This is a genomic window from Neisseria viridiae, assembly GCF_962747995.1.
GTDB classification, from domain to species: domain Bacteria; phylum Pseudomonadota; class Gammaproteobacteria; order Burkholderiales; family Neisseriaceae; genus Neisseria; species Neisseria viridiae.
Genome location: NZ_CAUJAJ010000008.1, coordinates 44,807 through 65,225 on the forward strand (window position 1 = coordinate 44,807; position 20,419 = coordinate 65,225).

The window sequence follows — 20,419 nt, forward strand, 5'->3', positions numbered from 1 at the left end:
TCTACTAATTATGTATTCAATAAACTCAAATCATCATTTGTTGGAATGGTAAGGTGATTTTCATTATTTCTAAATTCCCCATTAACATATTCTGCGAATGCACATGTTTTGCAGCAATAAACTAATCTATTAGTCTCGATTTCCTTCCATAAATCAAAACCATAGGTGCCATGGCAAATATTACATTCCATATCTGGTTCTTGAATAATAAATAAATTCTCTAAAAAATTTTGTAGCGATTGATAAATATATGAATTTTTTCTTTGCATGGAAATATCTATTTCCCGTTTAAGAGCTTTTAAATCGTAAAAACTAATTAGTGATTTTTTTATTGGATAATTAGGGATATCTGAAATTTCTATATTCATAAATTTAGAAATATTTGAATAGTGATCTAAAAATTCTTTCTCTAAACTAGGATAATCATGTAACCATTTAAGAATTAAAGTTGCGAGTAAGATATGATCTACATTATTACCTATACCCTCTATTTTTTCTTTTAAAGAAAGTATTATTTTTTTTTGCATAATTACTGCCCTTTTACTATACCGGGGAATTATGATGCGGACGGCGTGAATGCGTCGGAGAAAAACAAGTTTTCCGGCAGCTTATGCTGTTGCACAAACAGATTTTTTGCTTGTTCGGTCATAGCCGGAGAGCCGCAGGCAAACACTTCGTATTCCGACAGGTCAGGGTGGTCTTGTGCCGCGATGTCTTGTACGTGCCCTTTTCTTCCCTGCCAGCCCTCTCCGGGGCGGGACAATACGGGGGTGAAGCAGGCGTTTTTCAGACGGCATGCCAACCCTTGTGCTTCTTCGAGGGCATACAAATCATCTTGATGACGCGCGCCCCAGTAGAAATGGACGGCGCGGCTGCTGTCTTGGTGGATAAGGTCGAGCAGGATGCTGCGGATGGGGGCGTAGCCTGTGCCGGTTGCCAGCAGGATGACGGGCTTGCCGCTGTCTTCCTGCAAGGTAAACGAACCGAGCGGGCCTTTAACGCGGACGATGCCTTTTTCTTTGACTTTGGGTTCGCTGCCGAAAATCATTTCCGAGCAGACACCGTTTTCGCGCCTGCGGATGTGTAGTTCCAAAATGCCTTCTTGGTCGGGCGAATTGGCGATGGAGTAGCTGCGGCTGACGTTGCCTGGCAGCAGTAAGTCAATGTATTGCCCGGCGTAGAAGGCAAACGGCGGGGCTTTGGGCAGGGCAAGTTTCAGGAGGGCAACATCGTGTTTGAAAATAATACTTTCGATGCGTGCGGGCAGGGTGCGGACGGGTAGGGCATCGGCTTTGTAGCCGGGGATGTGGATGCTGATATCGCTTTGCGCAGTGGTGCGGCACATCAAAATCTTGCCTTGTGCTTTTTCTGCTTCGGATAAAGCCTGTTCCGAGTGTCCGCCCATTTGAATATCGCCGCTGACCAGTTCGGCTTTGCATTGTCCGCAGACACCGCTTTTGCAGGAATGGGGCAGATTGAGGTTTTGTCGGGCGGCAGCGGCCAAAACGGTTTCACCGTCGTCGGCGGCAAAGGTGGTTTGGTCGGGCAGTGTAATGGTGTGGTTCATGGAATATTGTTTTTTATGCTGTTTTAATGTGGTCAGACTGTGAAAATGCCGTCTGAACGTCGGATTTGGGTTTCAGACGGCATCTTGCTTATCAGGCAAGTTTGGCTTTAATCAGCTCTTGAACCTGCGCGGGGTTGGCTCTGCCTTTGCTGGCCTTCATCACTTGCCCCACAATCGCATTCAGGGCTTTTTCGTTGCCGGATTTAAACTGTTCCACGGCTTTGGCGTTGTTTGCCAGCACTTCGTCCACCATCGCTTCAACCGCGCCGGTATCGGTCATCTGTTGCAAACCGTGTTTTTCAATGATTTCGGCAATGGTGGCTTCAGGTTCTGCCCACATGGCTTCAAAGGCTTTTTTCGCTAACTTGCTGCTTAATGTGCCGTCGGCGATTTTGCCCACCAGCGCGGCGAGGCGCGGGGCGGTAATCGGACTGTCGGCAAGTTCCATGCCTTCTTTGTTCAGCGTGGCGGCGAGTTCGCCGTTCATCCAATTGGCAGTCGGCTTGCCCTGTCCGCTTTCTTTGGCGGCTTCTTCAAAATAGGCAGCCTGTGCGCGGCTGGCGGTGAGCAGGCGCGCGTCGTATTCGGACACGCCGTAATCCGCCACGAAACGCGCCGCCATTTCTTTCGGCAGCTCGGGCATTTCTGCTTTGGCTTTTTGCATTTGGGCATCTGAAATGATGACGGGCAGCAAATCCGGGTCGGGGAAGTAGCGGTAGTCGTGCGCGTCTTCTTTCAAGCGCATCACGCGGGTTTCACCTTTTTCAGGATCGAACAGCATCGTTGCCTGCTGTACTTTGCCGCCGTCTTCCAAAATCTCGATTTGCGCTTCCACTTCGTAATTGATTGCCTGCTCCAAGAAACGGAAGGAGTTGAGGTTTTTAATCTCGCGGCGCGTGCCGAACTCTGCTTGACCTTTTGGGCGAACGGATACGTTGGCATCGACGCGGAACGAACCCTCCGCCATATTGCCGTCGCAAATGTCCAGCCAGGTTACCAAGCTGTGCAAAGCTTTGGCGTAGGCAACGGCTTCGGCGGCGGAACACATTTCGGGTTCGGAGACCACTTCCAACAACGGCGTGCCTGCGCGGTTCAGGTCGATGCCGGTCGCGCCGTTCAAGCCCTCGTGCACGGATTTGCCTGCGTCTTCTTCCATATGGGCGCGGGTTACGTTGATGATTTTCACATCGTCGCCGACTACGATTTCCAATTTGCCGTGTTCGACAATCGGTAAGTCCAACTGACTGATTTGATAGCCTTTTGGTAAGTCGGGATAGAAGTAGTTTTTACGGTCGAATACGTTTTTCCGGTTGATTTTTGCATCCAAAGCCAAACCCAATTTGATGGCTTTTTCAACGACTTCGCGGTTCATCACAGGCAAAACGCCCGGCAGCGCGCATTCCACTACGCCGGCGTGCGCGTTGGGTTCTGCGCCGAATGCGGCCGATGCGCCGCTGAAGATTTTGGATTTGGTGTTCAATTGGACGTGGATTTCCAAGCCGATTACGGTTTCCCAGGTCATAAGAGCTTCTTTCTCTAAAATATCAATTCGATAGTCTTCGCGTCAGGCTGTCCGGCGGGGCGGTTTTTCCGTTTGGATGCCGTCTGAAATGCTGCGTGCTTTTGTTTTCAGACTGTCCTTCATCTCTGCAACCATGTTGTCCAGCATTTCATAACGCTTGCGGTACATCGAGCGTTTTTTGCTTTCGATGTCGGCAAGGTCTTTGCGGGCGGGAGTTTGGGGGAGATGCCAGTAGCCGTCTCGTTCCAAACTTGCGCCGTATTCCTGCCAGAATGCGTCGTAATTCATTTTGACGCGCTTTTTAAGTTTCCAGCGCAATTTGACTTGATGTTTTTGTGCAATGCCTATCGCGCCGTCTAATTTTAATGCGGCGGCGAAATATTGCAGTGCGGTTACCATCAGTTGTTGGGGACGCAGGCCGTGAAGTTGTTTGGTTATGCGGCGGACGGTGTCTTTGGCTTCTTCACCCGCAGGCCCTTGTACGGAGGCTGCCAGCAGGTGTGTGCCAACAAAGGCGAAAGTCGCCATATACAGCCGGTTGCCTGCTTCATCGCGCAAAGATAAAGACCACGCGCCTTCTTCGACGCAGTTGTCGTTGCGGTTGAGCCACAAGCTGATGCCGTCTGAAAGGTGCGCCAAGACCAGATGGAAGCGGTAGTCTTCCATTTGGTGCAGAATGTCTGTGCCGAACAGTTTTTCCGCCATAAGAAAATCTGCCATCATCGCATCTAAACGGCGTTTGCAGTTAAAACGCCTGTCAACAAATTCACGCAGAAGCGGATAGGCATCCTGCGGGCAGTGGAGGAACAGCCCCTGACGGATGGGGGAGGCGTTGACAAACTGCTCGAAGGCGTAAATTTCTTTTTTTCCGAAAAATTTTCGCAATGTGTATTTTAAATGTTGCAGCCGATATAAAGGGGCATAGCTGTAAACGGTGCGAAAATCGGGGAAGGTAAAGGTGCGGTTCTGCTTCATTCGGGTCGTTTGCCGTGCCAATCGCTGTTGAGTTGGATTTGATGCGCCGCACCGAGGATTTTGGCTTCGGCGAAGTAGTTGCCGATAAGCTGAACGCCGACGGGCAGTCCGCCGCCGCTGAAGCCTGCGGGCAGGGTCAATGCGGGCAGTCCGGCGAGGTTGACGGCGATGGTGTAAATGTCGCTCAAGTAGGTTTCAACCGGCGAAGCATCCGCTCCGATTTTGGGGGCGGCAGTGGGTGCGGTCGGCGCGAGGATGAGGTCGCACCGTGCAAATGCCGTCTGAAAATCATCGGCAACGAGGCGGCGCAGTTTTTGGGCTTTGAGATAGTAGGCATCGTAGTAGCCGTGCGACAGTACATAAGTGCCGATCATGATGCGGCGTTTGACTTCGCTGCCGAAACCTTCGGCGCGGGTTTTGCCGTACATTTCTTCCAAATCGCCGAATTGGGCGGCACGGTGTCCGTAGCGCACGCCGTCGTAACGTGAAAGGTTGGTGCCGGCTTCTGCGGAGGCGAGGACGTAGTAGGCGGGGATGGACAGCTTGGTTTGCGGCAGGGAAACTTCGACCAATTCCGCGCCTTGCGCTTTCAGCAAATCAATGGTGTTTTGCAATGCCGTCTGAACATCGGCACTGTTGCCTTCGCTAAAGTATTCTTTGGGCAGGCCGATTTTCAAACCTTTGAGCGGTTGGTTCAAATCGCGGGTGTAGTCTTCTTTTTCGCGCTCGAGGCTGGTGGAGTCTTTGGGGTCGAAACCTGCCATCGCGTTCAACAGAATCGCGCAGTCTTCGGCGGTTTGCGCCATCGGGCCGGCCTGGTCGAAGCTGGAGGCGTAGGCGACCATACCGAAGCGGGAAACCGTGCCATAGGTAGGTTTGATGCCGGTAATGCCGCAGTGTGAAGCAGGCTGGCGGATGGAGCCGCCGGTATCCGAACCGAGCGCGGCAGGGGCAAGGCGTGCGGCAACGACGGCAGCCGAACCGCCGGAAGAGCCGCCGGGGACGTGTTCGGGATTCCACGGGTTTTTGGTCGCGCCGTAAAATGAGTTTTCATTGGTCGAACCCATAGCGAACTCGTCCATATTGGTGCGGCCAAGCGTTACCATGCCTTCGTCGAGCAGGTTTTGGACGACGGTGGCGGTGTAGGGGGAGATGAAGTTGTCGAGCATTTTGGAAGCGCACGCGCTGCGCCAGCCGGTTTGGCAGAAAATATCCTTGTAGGCGACGGGAACGCCGGTAAGCGCGGAGGCGTTGCCCTGCGCGATACGTTCGTCGGCGGCGCGGGCTTCGGCGAGGGTTTTTTCGGGGTTCAGCGTGATGTAGCCGTTGAGGGCGGGATTTTTTTCAGCGATGGCGGCAAGGTATGCGCTTGCCAGTTCGACGGCGGAAATCTGTTTGGACTGCAACAGGACGCTTGCCTGTTTCAATGTGTATTGTGTCATAAATCTTCCATCCTTAAAGGGCTTCGGGCGGTATTGCTGATGCCGTCTGAAGCGTATTCGGATTATTCTTCGATAACTTGCGGTACGATGTACAGGCGGTTGCGTACTTCCGGAGCGACCGCCTGATATTCGGCGGCGCGGTCGGTTTCGGTTACTTCGTCTTCGCGCAGGCGCAAGGCGGCCTCGTGCGGGTGCGCCATCGGTTCGATGCCGTCTGTGTTGATGGTTTGCATCTGTTCGACCATAGAGAAGATGTCGTTTAATTCTTGAAGCGATTTTTCTTTTTCTTCCGCAGTCAGGTGCAGTCGGGAGAGTCGGGCGATTTTGTCTACGTCGGCAAGTGTCAGTGCCATGAAAAGCATCCTTGTCTGATGGTAAAGATACCGTCGTTCGGGTATGATGGGGCGTATTGCTTGAATTTTTAATTATAACGGAAAAATCCGTTGCGGCGGCAATTTGCAACATCGAATGCCTGCCGTACGGGTTTGAAGGAGGGGAAATAATGGGATTGGGTATGGAAATCGGCAAGCTGATTGTGGCTTTTTTGGTGCTGATTAATCCGTTCAGTGCGTTGTCGCTTTACCTTGACCTGACCAACGGGCACAGCACGAAGGAGCGCAGGAAGGTCGCGCGGACGGCCGCCGTCGCCGTGTTTGCCGTGATTGCGGTATTTGCGCTGATCGGCGGTGCGCTGTTGAAGGTTTTGGGCATCAGCGTCGGTTCGTTTCAGGTCGGCGGCGGAATTTTGGTGTTGCTGATTGCCATTTCAATGATGAACGGCAACGACAATCCCGCCAAGCAGAATCTCGGCGCGCAGCCGGACACGGGGCAGGCGCGCCCCGCCCGCAATGCCGGAGCGATTGCCGTCGTGCCCATCGCCATACCGATCACCATCGGCCCGGGCGGTATTTCAACCGTGATTATTTACGCTTCGGCAGCCAAAACGTACAGCGACATCGCGCTGATTATCGCGGCCGGTTTGGTGGTCAGTGCGATTTGTTATGTCATTTTAATCGTTGCCGGGAAGGTCAGCCGCCTGCTGGGCACGACGGGGCTGACGATTTTAAACCGCATTATGGGTATGATGCTGGCGGCGGTATCGGTGGAGATTATTGTGTCGGGACTGAAAACGATATTCCCGCAACTGGCAGGTTGATTCGATGTTTCACAGTGTCAATGTATTTACGGGCGAAACGCTTTACCGCCGCCCAGCTCAAGATTATGCGGAGTTTGAACGGCGGCTGGCGGATTTGAAAATGCGCGGCAGGGCGTTCGCGCAATTGGGCGTAACCGAACGTGCCGCGCGCCTGCAAAAATTTGCCGGCCGTTTGGAGGCGGAAAAAGAGCGTTTTGCGGAAATGGTGTGCGAAGAAGTCGGACGTTGCCTGCACGAATGCCGCGCGGAAATCGGCAAGTCTATCGAACTGATACGCTATTACGCCCGCCTCGCCCCCGAACTGCTTGCCCACAAAACCATTGCGACGCAGGCGAGTTTGAGTCAGGTGCGCTTCGAGCCTTTGGGCATCGTATTTGCCGTCATGCCTTGGAACTATCCCGTCTGGCAGGTATTGCGCTTTGCCGTTCCCGCTATGTGCGCGGGCAATGCGTGCGCCGTCAAACCCGCACCCAGCGTGGCGCGCGTCAGTCAGGCACTGTTCGATTTGGCTTCAGACGGCATTCCTTTGGCAGGCGCGTGGCTGGATGAGGCGGACACGCTCAAGGCGGTTGAAGATACCGATGCGATGGCGTTTACCGGTTCGACGCATACGGGGCGCATCCTTGCGGCACACGCGGGTGCAAACCTCAAGAAAACCGTGTTGGAACTCGGCGGCAGCAACGCCTTTATCGTGATGCCCGATGCCGACTTGGAACGCGCCGCCGCAGAAGCCTGTTATTCCCGTTTCCGCGATGCGGGGCAATCGTGCAACGCCGCCAAACGCATCATCGTAACCGAAGCCGCAGCCGACCGCTTTATTCCGCTGTTTCTCGCCGAATGCGCCAAATTGAAAATGGGCGACCCGAAACATCCCGATACCACGCTTGCACCGCTGCACCGCGAAGATTTGCGGGAGCGGGTTCACGGGCAGGTTGAAGATGCCGTTTCAAACGGCGCGGTATGCCTGATCGGGGGCAAAATCCCGCCGGGGCCGGGGTGGTTTTACCCTGCGACGGTTTTAGACAGGGTAAATCCTGCCTGCCGCGTCTGGAGAGAAGAAGTATTCGGCCCCGTGGCTCTGATTTTGCGTGCCGAAAACGAAGATCATGCCATCGCCCTTGCCAATGATTCCCCGTTCGGACTCGGTGCCTGCATTTATACCGCCGATACTGAACGCGCCTGGCGGTTTGCCGAAAAAATACAGGCGGGATCGGTGTTTATCAACCGCCATACCAGCAGCGATTTGCGCCTGCCTTTCGGCGGAGTCAAAGATTCCGGTTACGGGCGCGAACTGTCCGAATTCGGGCTGTACGAGTTCGTCAACGTTAAAACCTACTGGCAGAAATAAACAAACCCCGTGCCGCTTCAGACGGCATGGGGTTTGCGCTAGAGCCGATTAACGGCAGTATTTGTTTACGGCGTTATTGTATTTACGGATCAAATCATCCTTGTTTTTCGCATTTGAGTTTCCCACCGCCTTCAGGTTCATTTTGGAAATCCGGCAGTTTTCTTCTTTGTTCTGCCGTTCGGTTTCGGCAATTCTTTTCTTTTCTTCCTCAAGCTGCCCGTTTTTCTCGGCAATATCCTTTTCGTTTTCCTTCGCACTGCCCGCATTCTGATCGACGGCAGGTTTGGGCTTGACCGCCGGTTTGGTTTGGCGCGTCCGCAGGTTGAGGATTTGGCTCTGGTCGGGATGAAGCTGTTTCGGCACATCCGAATAGCTGTTGCCGCCGCCGTCCTTCCAAGTAAAGACGGCGGCTTCGGCAGGCGGGACGGGCAGGAAAGAGGCGAGGGCAAATGTGATGACGGATAAAGCAAAGTTCATTAGGGTTTCCTTAATGGTTGGCTGCCGGGGCAGCATCAGGATTGGCTCGGGCGGTGTCTTTTCCGGGTTCGGGTCAAAGTGGGGAAGACACTCCGCCTTAATATGGTGCTTTATATATTGGGGTAAAACAGATTCCCAAAAATATCATTGGAATATGCTTATGCTACCGTATATTTCGGCAAAGAAAAAGAAAATTGCAGGCAGGCGCGTATAAAATCCGATGGGCGCGTGCTTCTGCCTTTGGTGTTGAATCGGTTGAATCTGCGGTATTTTGATATTTTTAATTGATGAAATGCCGTCTGAATGCTTTTAAGAGGGTTTCAGACGGCATTTTGTTCAAACAGGGTTATTTGCGTTGCAATACGGCGGCGAAGAAGCCGTCGGTTTGGTGTTTTGCCGAATCGAGGCGCAGGTATTTGCCGGTATCCAAATCGACCTTCAGGCTTTGCAGCTGTTCGGCGCAGTTGACGGGTTCAAACTCGGGATGTTCGGACAGGAAGCGTTCGACTTGCAGCTCGTTTTCTTCGGGCAGGATGCTGCAAGTGGTGTACACCAAGCGTCCTTGTGGTTTCACCAGTTTGGATGCGGCATCGAGGATGCTGTGTTGCTGTTCCAAAAGTTTGGCGACGGTCTCGGCGGATTGGCGGTATTTGAGGTCGGGGTTGCGGCGCAGCGTGCCTAAGCCGGAGCAGGGCGTGTCCACCAACACGCGGTCGGCTTTGCCTGCCAGTCGTGCGATACGGCTGTCGTGTTCGCTGCCGATGCGTTCGGGGTGGACGTTGGTCAGTCCGGCGCGGGTCATACGCGGTTTGAGGTTGGCAAGGCGTTTTTCGGCGATGTCGAAGGCGTAGATTCTGCCTTTGTTGGCCATTTGTGCGCCGACAGCCAAGGTTTTGCCGCCTGCGCCGGCACAGAAATCGACAATGATTTCGCCGCGTTTTGCACCGACGAGCAGGGCAAGCAGTTGGCTGCCTTCGTCTTGGACTTCCAGCGTGCCGTCTAAAAACAGTTCGTGTTTGTTAAGCGCGATTTTGTTTTTCAGGCGGATGCCCCAGGGCGAATAAGGCGTTGCTTCTGCATCGGGGCTTTCGGCTTGCAACAGCGGCAGCACTTTATCGCGTTTGCCTTTCAAAGTATTGACGCGGATGTCGAGCGGCGCGGCTTGGTTGATGCTGCGACCGAAAGCGAGGATTTCTTCTTCGCTCCAATGCTGTTGCAGCTGTTCCACCAGCCATTGCGGCAATTCTGCGGCGGTATTCAGACCGTCTGAAAACTCGGTTTTACGGGCTTTCAAATTGCCGAGGAACGCTGTTTCTTCTTCATCAAGCAGGTCTTTGATTTGGCCGATGTTGGTGCTTCTGCCGAGAACCAGTGCGGCAAGCGCGGCTTTGCGCGGCTGGGCGTGCGGACGGCGCAGGGCGGTGCTGATTTTTTGGTAGTGGCGCAGCGCGGCAAAGGCAGTTTCGGCGATTTCGTGGCGATCCTGCCTACCTAGCTTTTTGTTTTCGCGGAAATAGGCGGAGAGGACGGCATCGGCAGGCTGTTTGAAAGTCAGCATTTCAGCCAAAATTTCGGCGGTATGGTCGAGTTGTGCGGCGTTCATCATTAATGGGTTCTCTTAAAGTTGGTAAAGGGTTTCAGACGGCCTTCATAATGCGTTCGATTTCGTGCCAAAAGCCGTCGGGGCGCAATTCCAAAACGGCAATCAGGCCTTGGTCGATACGGCGGATTTCGGTTTCGTTCAATGCTTCGGTTTCGGCAACACGCGCAGGCGCGAGATAGGCCATACGGTCGAGCAGGTGGTAGCGGACTTCTTGGCGTTCAAACCCGTATTCCGCCCAATCTTGAATATAGACGCCGTGCCAGCCGTATGGATTAAGCGGCGGCTCAAAAGCATGGAAACCTTGTGGAAAAAATCCAATGCCGCGCACGATGGAAACGGGTTTTACGCCAAGCGGCAGACCGTGCTGCCGCAAGGTCCGGATGCCGTCTGAAGTATGCGGCAGACCGAGTTGGGCGGTCAGTTTGGCGGCTTTTCCCAACAGCGTGTCTTTGGGGTCGAATCCGCGCATGTCTTCGGACCTGCCCGTGCCGCCGCCGTAATATTTGCAGGTCAGCTCGATATGGTAGGGTTTGTCGTTAAGCCTTGCCACAAAATCCGCCGCTCCTTGCGTATTGCCGTCCGAACCGGAAACCGTGAGGTTGTGCGCGAGCAGTTCGGCGTGCGGTGCATTGGCAAACCAAAAAGCCAGCAGCTCTTCGGCATAAATGCCGAGACGGTGGCCGAACGGGGCGCGTTGGGCGAGGTAATCCGTCAGCCGCGTGGGATCGGCATCCAATGCCAAAAGGTAACGGAAACCGTGTTCTCCCAGCAGTTCTCGCACGCTCAATTCGCAGCCGCTTTGCCACAAAGGCGGCGCAGTCAGCAGCGAGGCAAGGTCGCGGACGGGTTGGCTGGTAAGTTTCCACCATAATGCGTCTAGGGCGTAATTCATGCTTATCCGAATATCAGTTATGCCGTCTGAAAAGCTGGAAATGTTTTCAGACGGCCTTAATCAGTCTTTTTTATGGATACGGTGGCTGACGGTATTGAAAAAACCGCGCAGGATATCGATGTCTTCGGTTTGCGTGTTGGCGCGTCCGAACAGGCTCTGCATACGGCGCATCAGACGCTCGCCGTTGCGGCGGTTGAAAAAGCCGATGTCGTTCATCACGCTTTCCATGTGGGCGACCATGCCTTTGATTTGCTCGTGGGTCGCGGCGTGGTCTTCCTGTTGCAGATGGGTCATCGGCGAATCGGTTTGACTGAAGATTTCGTAGCACACGACCTGCACGGCTTGGGCGAGGTTGAGCGAGAAATAGTCGGGATTGCCGTTGATGGTCATCAGTCGGTTGCAGGCTCGGACTTCTTCGATGCTCAAGCCGAAAGTCTCGTTGCCGAAGACGAGCGCGACTTGTTCCCCGCGTTGCGCCGCCTGCAATAATTCGGGCACTAAATCGCGCGGCGTTTGCAGCGGCGCGGTGATTTCGCGGCGGCGGCTGGTGAGGGCGCAGGCGATGGTGGTGTCGGCAAGGGCTTCGTCCAAAGAAGCGGCAATGGTGGCATTTTCCAAAACGTCTGCCGCGCCGGAAGCGAGGATGAAGCTTTCTTCCGGTAATTTAAACGATTGAGGATGCTCCGGGTCAAACACGGGCGAGTTTTCCGTCATCGGCGTTGCCATCAGATTGGGGGCGACGATGGTCAATTTGTGCAGACCCATTGTTTTCATCGCGCGTGCGGCAGAGCCGATATTGGCGGGATGGCTGGTGCGCGTGAGGATGATGCGGATGTTGCCGAGATAGTCGGGCAATTCGGGTTTAGGGGCAGTCATGTTCGGTTTTCGGTCGGAATGGAATAGGGTATAATGCGCCGTCTTTTTCGTTCGGACGGTAAAATGCCGTCTGAGATGTTCTTTAACAACGTCGGAAATTTAACGTTGCGCCTGAAGCAGACACGCGTCAGGCGGTATTTTACCCGATTTGGCAGTGTTTACCCCAACCAAATAAACTCCGATTTTGCCGCTCCGAAGGACTGCACGTCCGAACCGGCGGTATGCACCCTTAAGGAAATCTGATGAATCCGTTTTTGAATACAGCCTTTAAAGCCGCCCGCCGTGCCGGTCAGATGATGATACGCGCCGCAGGCAACCTCGATGCCGTCAAAACCGACAGCAAAGCATTCAACGATTTTGTTTCCGATGTTGACCGCAATTCCGAAATCATCCTGGTTGAGGCTTTGAAAGAAGCCTATCCGCACCACAAAATCACTTGCGAAGAAAGCGGCTCCCACGGCAAAGCCGCAGCCGAGTACGAATGGATTATTGATCCGCTTGACGGCACAACCAACTTCCTCCACGGCCATCCCCAATACGCCATCTCTATGGCACTGCTGCACAAAGGCGTGTTGCAAGAAGCTTTGGTTTACGCCCCCGAGCGCAACGACGTATATATGGCTTCGCGCGGCAAAGGCGCGTTGCTCAACGACCGCCGCATCCGCGTTTCCAACCGCATCGAATTGAACCGCTGCCTGATTGGTACGGGCTTCCCCGTTGTCGATCAAAGCATGATGGACAAGTATCTGGCGATTTTGAAAGATTTCTTGTCAAAAACCGCCGGCGGCCGCCGCGAAGGCGCGGCTTCTTTGGATTTGTGTGCTGTGGCGACTGGTCGTTTTGACGGCTTTTTCGAGTTCAACCTCAAACCGTGGGACATTGCCGCTGGTGCATTGATTGTCCAAGAAGCAGGCGGTATCGTAACCGATATGACGGGTGAAGACGGCTGGTTGGAAAGCGGCGATATTGTGGCTGCCAATCCTAAAGTACTGGCGCAAATGTTGAAAATCATTTCTGCACATGTTTAATCCGAGTCTTTTCCGAAGGAGGGGAAGAATAGAATGCCGTCTGAAATACCCGACCGTATTTCAGACGGCATTTTGCTTTGAAGCGGAACAATCTTTTGGTCGGATATTGTTGGTTCGTTAACTTTTCCTTTATTGCCGCCTAAAGCTCGGGGTGACGGCACACCCAGCCGGTGTGGTATAAAGTACACACTTGAAAATAGAAATAAACCGATATTTGGTAGGCGGATAGATTAAGCGTATGGATTCGTTTTGTAATGGGTTTGATTATCAAATATAATGCGCGCACAAAATATCCTTTGGGTTTTATCTTTTCCAATTCAAATTTGAATAATCAATAAAGAGAGCGTTTTCATGAACAAAAAACTTGCCTTAATGCCGCTGTTGATTTTGAGTGCGTTTTCGTCTGCCGCCGACAATGTTCCGCAGCAGGGCGAACTCGGACAGGTTCATGTCCGTGCCGATGCCAAACGCGTCAAAGCCGCCCGTTCTTACTCCATCGCCAGCGACGGCGACTTGCGCGACCGCGTGAACTTGGGCGTATTGGGTAAAGCCAACGCCTTTACCGCGCCGATTACCGTCGTCAATTACGACGAACAAGCCCTCAACAACACCGAAGCGCGTACTTTGGTGGATGCCGTAGCGAAAAAAGACGCTTCCGTTTGGCAGTTCGGCGGCGAAAGCAACACGCTGACCGGCCTGTATTTCCGAGGTTATCAGCTTGATGCGCGCCAATTCAGCGTCAACGGTTTGGCGGGTATGTACGGCACGCAAGGCACAGCCAGCGTGCAAGTCGGCTCCGCACAGCTGATTAAAGGCGCGTCCACCGCCGTAAACGGCATGGACCCCGAAGGTGCGGTATCCGGTTCCGTCAATATCGAAACCAAAAAGGCCGCCGATGAAGGCAACCGCAAAATCGGTTTGGGCTATTTCAGCAACAGCCGCGCCCAAGGCACGTTCGACTTGGGCCAACGTTTCGGCGAAAACAAAGAATTCGGCGTGCGCGCCAACGGCAAACTGCGCCACGGCGACACTCCGCGCCACGGTTACAGCGAGGACAATAAAGAATTTGCCTTAAATGCCGACTATCGCGGTGAAACACTGCGCGTGGCGTTCGATTCCATCTACGCGAAACGCAAAACCAACGGCGGCCGCGCGCGTATTCAGGATATTCAAAACGCCGGCGGCCGCTTGTTTGACGCGCCCGACGGCAAAACCAACCTGCTGCCTGCGTGGAACTGGCAAAACACCGTCGGCGAAACCAATATGCTGACGTTTGAATGGGATGCGTTTGACAATGCCCAAATTACCGGCGGTATCGGCTACAACAAAGCGCGCTATTACGGTACGCTGATTTCCCCGACCGTTTGCGGTACAGGCGGTGCGAGCAGCCAAACCGCAACCTGCCCAAGTGCCAACCAATACCACACCGGCACGGCGCGCCTGACCGACCAATATTTCCGCACCTTGAGTATGAACCTGACCGCACGCGGCGAATTTGAAACCGGCCCGGTAACACACAACTGGAGTACGGCTTTCGACCGCATCATCCGTCAACGTGCAACGATCGATGGTAGTAAAGCCGGAACAAACAAGGCAGAAGTGAAGGCAAACGAAAATATTGAGCATCAATTGGCATCGTTTACAGCCGACTATCCCAATTCTTGGAAGAACTCCGCCAACAAGGATGTCAATATCAAAGTCAACAGCCTGGCTTTGTCCGACACACTGGGCTTTGCCGACAACAAATACCGCCTCACTTTGGGCGGTCGTTTCCAAGCGGTTGAATCCACCGACAAGAAAAAATCACAGGGCGGTAATGCCAAACGCTTCAGCCCGATGCTGATGGCGGCGTGGGTGCCGCAGCCCGATTTGGTGGTGTACGGCAACTATATGGAAGACCTTGAGCCTGCCGACATCAAAGACGACGGCACAGGCGACACCACGATGGCGAAACCGCGCGTCAGCCGCCAGTTTGAAATCGGCGTGCGTAAAAACTGGGGCGATTTTGTTACGACGTTAAACGCGTTTCAAATCAAACGCCCGGGTTACTGGAGGGGTAATACCGTTAAGAGCGGTAGCGGCAGCGGCACAGGAAGCGGAGCGGCAGGCGGCACAGGCAGCGGCACAGCCGGCAACAATTCCGATTTCGCCCGCTATAAAGCGCAAGGCGGCGAGGCGGGCGACGAGCAAGGAATGGAACGCAGTCGCGGTATCGAGTTCAACGCATACGCCAACCTGTTAAACAAAACCCTGCGTCCGACTTTGGGTTTGATGTATCTGCAATCGACTGTGAAGAATTATCCGAATTCGCGCGATATGCTGGTTAACGGCGTACAAGTCGCCAATCCGCGCGTGATTGCCAAAGCGGGCGTGGAATGGGATACGCCGTTTGCCAAAGGCTTGACCTTGAACGGCAACGTTTCGTATTTCGGCAAGTCTTACCAAAAAACGCAAAAACAATACGCTTTCCCGTCTTACACTTTGGTTGACGTAGGCGCGCGCTACAAAACCAAGCTGGGCAAAAATACTTTGACCGTCAGCAGCGCGGTGGAGAACCTGTTCAACAAAAACTACTGGCAGGTACAGCGCGGACAATTCGACCGCAGCTTCGCCGTCGTCGGTATGCCGCGCACTTACTGGCTGAAGGCGGAATTGGATTTCTGATTTCTCCGCATCCGGAAAATGCCGTCCGAACAGGTTTCAGACGGCATTTCTTTTAAAGAGATATGGCGGGATATGCTTAAATAATGCTATTCTAGTGCCTTTGAAACCTGCTTGTTTGAAGTGATGAAAAAACCTTTGATTTCGGTTGCTGCAGCATTGCTCGGCGTTGCTTTGGGTACACCTTATTATTTGGGTGTCAAAGCCGAAGAAAGCCTGACGCAGCAGCAAAAAATATTGCAGGAAACGGGCTTTTTGACCGTCGAATCGCACCAATATGACCGCGGCTGGTTTACCTCTACGGAAACAACGGTCATCCGCCTGAAACCGGAGTTGCTGAATAATGCCCGAAAATACCTGCCGGACAACCTGAAAACAGTGTTGGAACAGCCGGTTACGCTGGTCAACCATATCACGCACGGCCCTTTTGCCGGCGGATTCGGCACACAGGCGCACATTGAAACCGAGTTCAAATACGCGCCTGAAACGGAAAAAGTTCTGGAACGCTTTTTTGGGAAACAAGCTCCGGTTTCCCTTGCCAATACCGTTTATTTTAACGGCAGCGGTAAAATGGAAGTTAGTGTTCCTGCCTTCGATTATGAAGAACTGTCGGGCATCAGGCTGCACTGGGAAGGCCTGACGGGGGAAACGGTTTATCAAAAAGGTTTCAAAAGCTACCGGAACGGCTATGATGCCCCCTTGTTTAAAATCAAGCTGGCAGACAAAGGCGATGCCGCGTTTGAAAAAGTGCATTTCGATTCGGAAACTTCAGACGGCATCAACCCGCTTGCTTTGGGCAGCAGCAATCTGACTTTGGAAAAATTTTCCTTAGAATGGAAAGAGGGTGTCGATTACAACGTCAAATTGAACGAACTGGTCAACCTCGTTACCGATTTGCAGATTGGCGCGTTTATCAATCCCAACGGCAGCATCGCGCCTTCCAAAATCGAAGTCGGCAAGCTGGCTTTTTCAACCAAGACCGGGGAATCGGGCGCGTTTATCGACAGCGAAGGGCAGTTCCGTTTTGACACGCTGGTTTACGGCGATGAAAAATATGGCCCGCTGGACATCCATATCGCCGCCGAACATCTTGATGCTTCTGCTTTGGCAGTATTGAAACGCAAGTTTGCACAAATTTCCGCCAAAAAAATGACCGAGGAGCAAATCCGCAATGATTTGATTATTGCAGTCAAAGGCGAGGCTTCCGGATTATTTACCCATAACCCGGTACTCGACATCAAAACGTTCCGTTTCACGCTTCCGTCGGGCAAAATCGATGTGGGCGGGAAAATTATGTTTAAAGATCTGAAGAAGGAAGATTTGAACCAATTGGGACTGATGTTGAAGAAAACCGAGGCAGACATCAGAATGAGCGTGCCTCAAAAAATGCTGGAAGACTTGGCGGTCAGTCAGGCAGGCAATATTTTCAGCGTCAATGCCGAAGATGAGGCGGAAGGCAGGGCAAGTCTTGACGACATCAACGAGACCTTGCGCCTGATGGTGGACAGTACGGTCCAAAGTATGGCAAGGGAAAAATATCTGACTTTGAACGGCGACCAGATTGATACTGCCATTTCTCTGAAAAACAATCAGTTGAAACTGAACGGTAAAACGTTGCAAAACGAACCTGATCCTGATTTTGACGAGGGAGATATGGTTTCCGGCCAACCGCATTAATGCCGTTTATGCCAAATGCCGTCTGAAATGTTCAGACGGCATTTTTGTCGGTCTTAAAATAGGATGGATTTTCATGTTTCAAAGACACTTGCTAAAAACAACAAATTCACCTTGAATGAATTGGCGCAAGATTTGCACGGCAAGTTGAAAGGGCAACCGCAAATCGATTTCGTGAACGGTACAGAAACCAATAACGAAGATAGTGTGTTGCAACTCAAATTTGATATTGTGCTGCACATCATCAACGTGTTGAAAGCCGAACGTGATGCGGCAGTTGTCCGTGAACAAGCACGTAGCGAAGTAGAACGCCTCAAACAACTGTTGCAAGATGCGGAAAACCGTGACCTGTCCAACAAATCAGTGGAAGACTTGCGAGCCATGTTGGCTGCAGCACAAGCAAAACTGGCGGCACAAGCAACGCCGAATTAATTAATAATGAAAGTCCTGCATTAAGCAGGACTTTTTGTTTTTGAAAATCGTGCACAGGACAACCAATGTGCTAATATAGCCACATGAATTGATTGAACAGGAGTGCTTGAAATGAAAAAATTATTGATGGTTTGCGCATTGGTTGTTTTGACTGGTTGCTCTGCTTTGAATACTGGCTCAACCACTGTAAAACGCAGTGGCTCTCGCTATACGGCAGAGGAAATCCGCACCTACTTGTACAAAATACAAAATGATTTTCCGGGCTGTCCTTTTATCTTTGAAGGGCGTTTGGAAGAACGTTATGGGGCTTGTCGAGTTTGGTGGAACACTCGTGAAGAGACAGCGCGACTTCAAGCCTATCGTGAAGGTCGTATTACGCAATTGGAATACTGCACTGATGTATGGTACAAAAATGGCGGTAGGGATGTCGGTGGAGATTGCCCCGATTCTGTTCGACCGAAAGACCGAATTTTCATCAGAAGATATTAAAGGAAACCCCAGCAAATGCTGGGGTTTTAGTTTGCCTTATTTATTCGGCGTTACCGGTGGTGTTGGTTGTATCGGTGTAGGCGATTGTACCGATGACGGACTAAATTGATTGTCTCCAATCCAATATCAGGACACGCTTCTAATGTTTAGATATGGAACCCAGACGGGGTAAGGGAACTATTGAAATCCGGTTGAAATCTGTGATTGGAAAGCATGGAGGAAAAATAAAAGGCTGTATTTTAATATGGTGTCGATAGGCATGCTTAGCTTCAAGGTATTCAATAAGATAGGTTTTTGCCTAACCGGAAAATAATCGTCTTTTCCCTTGCAACCAGTTAAAATTGACAGATGGTTAAAACACAGCCAAATAAAAATGCCGTCTGAACATTTCAGACGGCATTTGCTCAAATAAACCTTATCGGCTGTTTATTCAGTCGGATTTATTTTTTCTTTTGCGGAGGCAGGTCGGTACAAGTACCCAATGCCACTTCCGCCGCCATACCGATGGATTCGCCCAAGGTCGGGTGCGGGTGGATGGTTTTGCCGATGTCTGCCGCATCGCAGCCCATTTCGATGGCAAGGCAGACTTCGCCGATCATGTCGCCGCCGTTCGGCCCGACAATGCCGCCGCCGATGATGCGGCCGGTTTCGGCATCGAAAATCAGCTTGGTAAAACCGTTGTCGCAACCGTTGGCAATCGCACGGCCGGAAGCAGCCCACGGGAAGTTGGCTTTGGTGATTTTGCGGCCGGAGGCTTTGGCGGACAATTCGGTTTCTCCCACCCACGCCACTTCGGGGGAGGTGTAGGCAACGCCCGGAATCACGCGCGCGTCGAAGTAGGCTTTGTGGCCGGCGCAGTTTTCGGCGGCAACGTGACCTTCGTGAACGGCTTTGTGTGCCAACATCGGCTGACCGACGATGTCGCCGATGGCGTAGATGTGCGGCACATTGGTGCGCATTTGTTTGTCCACTTCGATGAAGCCGCGATCGGTTACGGCAACGCCTGCTTTTTCCGCGCTGATGAGTTTGCCGTTGGGCGCGCGGCCGGCGGCAACCAATACGGCATCGTAGCGTTGCGGCTCTTTCGGCGCGTTCGCGCCTTCAAAGGTAACGTAAACGCCGTCTTCTTTCGGCTCGACTGCAACGGTTTTGGTGTTGACCATAATGTTGTCAAAACGGTATTCGTTTTGTTTTTGCCATACTTTCACCAAGTCGCGGTCTGCGCCTTGCATCAGGCCGTCCATCATTTCAACCACATCCAAACGCGAACCCAGCGTGCTGTAAACCGTACCCATCTCGAGGCCGATAATGCCGCCGCCGATAATCAGCAGTTTGCCCGGTACTTCTTTCAGCGCCAATGCGCCGCTGGAATCGATGATGCGCGGATCTTCAGGAATGAAAGGCAGTTTGGTTACGCGGCTGCCTGCTGCAATGATACAGTTTTTGAAGGCAACGATTTTTTTCTCGCCGGTAGGGGCTGCCTGTTCGTACGCGTCGCCGGCAGTCAGCGACACTTCCAAGTGGTGCGGATCCAAGAATTGCCCGTCGCCTTGGATAACGTCCACTTTACGGCTTTTCGCCATACCTGCCAAACCGCCCGTGAGGCGGGAAACCACGCCGTCTTTGTAGGCGCGCAGCATATCGATGTCGAGTTCCGGCTCGGGGTATTTGATACCGTTGGCAGCCAAGTGGCGTACTTCATCGATAACGGCAGCATTGTGCAACAGAGCTTTGGAAGGGATACAGCCGACGTTCAAGCAAACGCCGCCCAAGGTTTTATAACGTTCGACGATGGCGACTTTCAAGCCTTCATCGGCAGCGGCGAATGCGGCAGAATAACCGCCGGGGCCGCCACCCAATACGACCACGTCGTACTCGGCATCGGCAGAACCGCCGAATTGCGCGGCTTGCGGAGCAGGAGCGGCAGCTTTAGGGGCTTCTTGCGCCGGGGCGGCAGCCGTGCCTTCAGCTTCAACGACAACAATCAAACCGCCTTCGGAGATTTTGTCGCCGACTTTGACTTTCACTTCTTTGACCACGCCCGCAACTTCGGCAGGCACGTCCATCGTCGCTTTGTCGGTTTCCAAGGTAATCAGGGTATCGTCCACAGCAATAGTGTTGCCCACGTTCACTTCAACCGCGATAATATCTACATTTTCGTGTCCGCCAATGTCGGGCACTTTCAATTCAACTAAGCTCATGTCTCATCTTTCTGAATGATGTTCAAACTTCCTTTTCAGACGGCACAGACCGCTATGCCGTCTGAAGCCGATCGGG

Annotated in this window: 18 protein-coding genes; 7 read left to right on the plus strand and 11 right to left on the minus strand. The window is 52.7% G+C overall.

Annotation, left to right across the window (positions count from 1 at the left end):
• Positions 1–8 precede the first annotated feature (8 nt).
• From Q9J79_RS06290 to gatC, 6 genes are all read right to left on the minus strand, one after another.
• Positions 9–527 carry a hypothetical protein gene (locus tag Q9J79_RS06290; protein WP_304685240.1) on the minus strand — a complete coding sequence of 173 codons (519 nt, stop codon included), beginning with the start codon at positions 525–527 and terminating at the stop codon, positions 9–11.
• Positions 528–556: 29 nt separating this feature from the next.
• Complete coding sequence (locus tag Q9J79_RS06295) at positions 557–1,567, minus strand: 2Fe-2S iron-sulfur cluster-binding protein (RefSeq protein ID WP_301911958.1); 1,011 nt, start codon at positions 1,565–1,567, stop codon at positions 557–559.
• 91 nt (positions 1,568–1,658) lie between these two features.
• Entirely contained in the window at positions 1,659–3,089 is a 1,431-nt protein-coding gene (gatB, locus tag Q9J79_RS06300; RefSeq protein WP_304685239.1) for an Asp-tRNA(Asn)/Glu-tRNA(Gln) amidotransferase subunit GatB, read from the minus strand.
• 42 nt (positions 3,090–3,131) lie between these two features.
• Positions 3,132–4,064, minus strand: coding sequence for a VirK/YbjX family protein (locus tag Q9J79_RS06305; protein WP_304685238.1), 933 nt, complete (start codon positions 4,062–4,064; stop codon positions 3,132–3,134).
• Positions 4,061–5,506, minus strand: a complete 1,446-nt coding sequence (gene gatA / locus Q9J79_RS06310) for an Asp-tRNA(Asn)/Glu-tRNA(Gln) amidotransferase subunit GatA (protein ID WP_304685237.1) — start codon at positions 5,504–5,506, stop codon at positions 4,061–4,063. The genes Q9J79_RS06305 and gatA overlap by 4 nt, the downstream gene beginning before the upstream one ends.
• Before the next feature lie 62 nt (positions 5,507–5,568).
• On the minus strand, positions 5,569–5,859 hold the full coding sequence (gene gatC, locus Q9J79_RS06315; protein ID WP_118814611.1) for an Asp-tRNA(Asn)/Glu-tRNA(Gln) amidotransferase subunit GatC: 291 nt from the start codon (positions 5,857–5,859) through the stop codon (positions 5,569–5,571).
• A gap of 149 nt (positions 5,860–6,008) precedes the next feature.
• On the opposite strand from gatC, the gene Q9J79_RS06320 reads away from it, so the two are divergent.
• Together Q9J79_RS06320 and Q9J79_RS06325 are read left to right on the plus strand one after the other, a co-directional pair.
• Complete coding sequence (locus Q9J79_RS06320) at positions 6,009–6,662, plus strand: MarC family protein (RefSeq protein ID WP_304685236.1); 654 nt, start codon at positions 6,009–6,011, stop codon at positions 6,660–6,662.
• Between the two features lie 4 nt (positions 6,663–6,666).
• Entirely contained in the window at positions 6,667–8,010 is a 1,344-nt protein-coding gene (locus Q9J79_RS06325) for an aldehyde dehydrogenase family protein (RefSeq protein WP_304685235.1), read from the plus strand.
• A gap of 48 nt (positions 8,011–8,058) precedes the next feature.
• On the opposite strand, the gene Q9J79_RS06330 is transcribed toward Q9J79_RS06325, so the two are convergent.
• The 4 genes from Q9J79_RS06330 to Q9J79_RS06345 all read right to left on the minus strand — a co-directional run bounded on the left by Q9J79_RS06330 (position 8,059) and on the right by Q9J79_RS06345 (position 11,858).
• Complete coding sequence (locus Q9J79_RS06330; protein WP_304685233.1) at positions 8,059–8,487, minus strand: DUF4124 domain-containing protein; 429 nt, start codon at positions 8,485–8,487, stop codon at positions 8,059–8,061.
• 346 nt (positions 8,488–8,833) lie between these two features.
• Positions 8,834–10,090 carry an RsmB/NOP family class I SAM-dependent RNA methyltransferase gene (locus Q9J79_RS06335; protein WP_301912005.1) on the minus strand — a complete coding sequence of 419 codons (1,257 nt, stop codon included), beginning with the start codon at positions 10,088–10,090 and terminating at the stop codon, positions 8,834–8,836.
• 34 nt (positions 10,091–10,124) lie between these two features.
• The gene (locus Q9J79_RS06340) at positions 10,125–10,982 is read right to left on the minus strand and encodes a DUF1853 family protein (protein ID WP_301911953.1); all 858 of its coding nucleotides are present in this window, start codon (positions 10,980–10,982) and stop codon (positions 10,125–10,127) included.
• A 60-nt stretch (positions 10,983–11,042) separates the two neighbouring features.
• Complete coding sequence (locus Q9J79_RS06345; protein WP_301911952.1) at positions 11,043–11,858, minus strand: RNA methyltransferase; 816 nt, start codon at positions 11,856–11,858, stop codon at positions 11,043–11,045.
• Positions 11,859–12,100: 242 nt separating this feature from the next.
• Here Q9J79_RS06345 and Q9J79_RS06350 point away from each other — a divergent pair, with 242 nt between their 5' ends.
• The 5 genes from Q9J79_RS06350 (at position 12,101) to Q9J79_RS06370 (ending at position 18,142) form a co-directional block, all read left to right on the plus strand.
• A complete protein-coding gene (locus tag Q9J79_RS06350) occupies positions 12,101–12,886 on the plus strand; it encodes an inositol monophosphatase family protein (RefSeq protein WP_301911951.1) in 786 nt (261 codons plus the stop codon).
• Positions 12,887–13,237: 351 nt separating this feature from the next.
• The gene (locus tag Q9J79_RS06355) at positions 13,238–15,550 is read left to right on the plus strand and encodes a TonB-dependent receptor (RefSeq protein ID WP_301911950.1); all 2,313 of its coding nucleotides are present in this window, start codon (positions 13,238–13,240) and stop codon (positions 15,548–15,550) included.
• A 123-nt stretch (positions 15,551–15,673) separates the two neighbouring features.
• Positions 15,674–17,224: a YdgA family protein gene (locus Q9J79_RS06360; RefSeq protein WP_301911949.1), complete on the plus strand. Its 1,551-nt coding sequence runs from the start codon at positions 15,674–15,676 to the stop codon at positions 17,222–17,224.
• A gap of 63 nt (positions 17,225–17,287) precedes the next feature.
• On the plus strand, positions 17,288–17,653 hold the full coding sequence (locus Q9J79_RS06365) for a hypothetical protein (RefSeq protein ID WP_301911948.1): 366 nt from the start codon (positions 17,288–17,290) through the stop codon (positions 17,651–17,653).
• A 111-nt stretch (positions 17,654–17,764) separates the two neighbouring features.
• Positions 17,765–18,142, plus strand: a complete 378-nt coding sequence (locus Q9J79_RS06370; RefSeq protein WP_301817083.1) for a hypothetical protein — start codon at positions 17,765–17,767, stop codon at positions 18,140–18,142.
• Between the two features lie 440 nt (positions 18,143–18,582).
• Here Q9J79_RS06370 and lpdA read toward each other — a convergent pair whose 3' ends face one another.
• On the minus strand, positions 18,583–20,343 hold the full coding sequence (gene lpdA, locus Q9J79_RS06375; protein ID WP_301911947.1) for a dihydrolipoyl dehydrogenase: 1,761 nt from the start codon (positions 20,341–20,343) through the stop codon (positions 18,583–18,585).
• Positions 20,344–20,419: the final 76 nt, after the last annotated feature.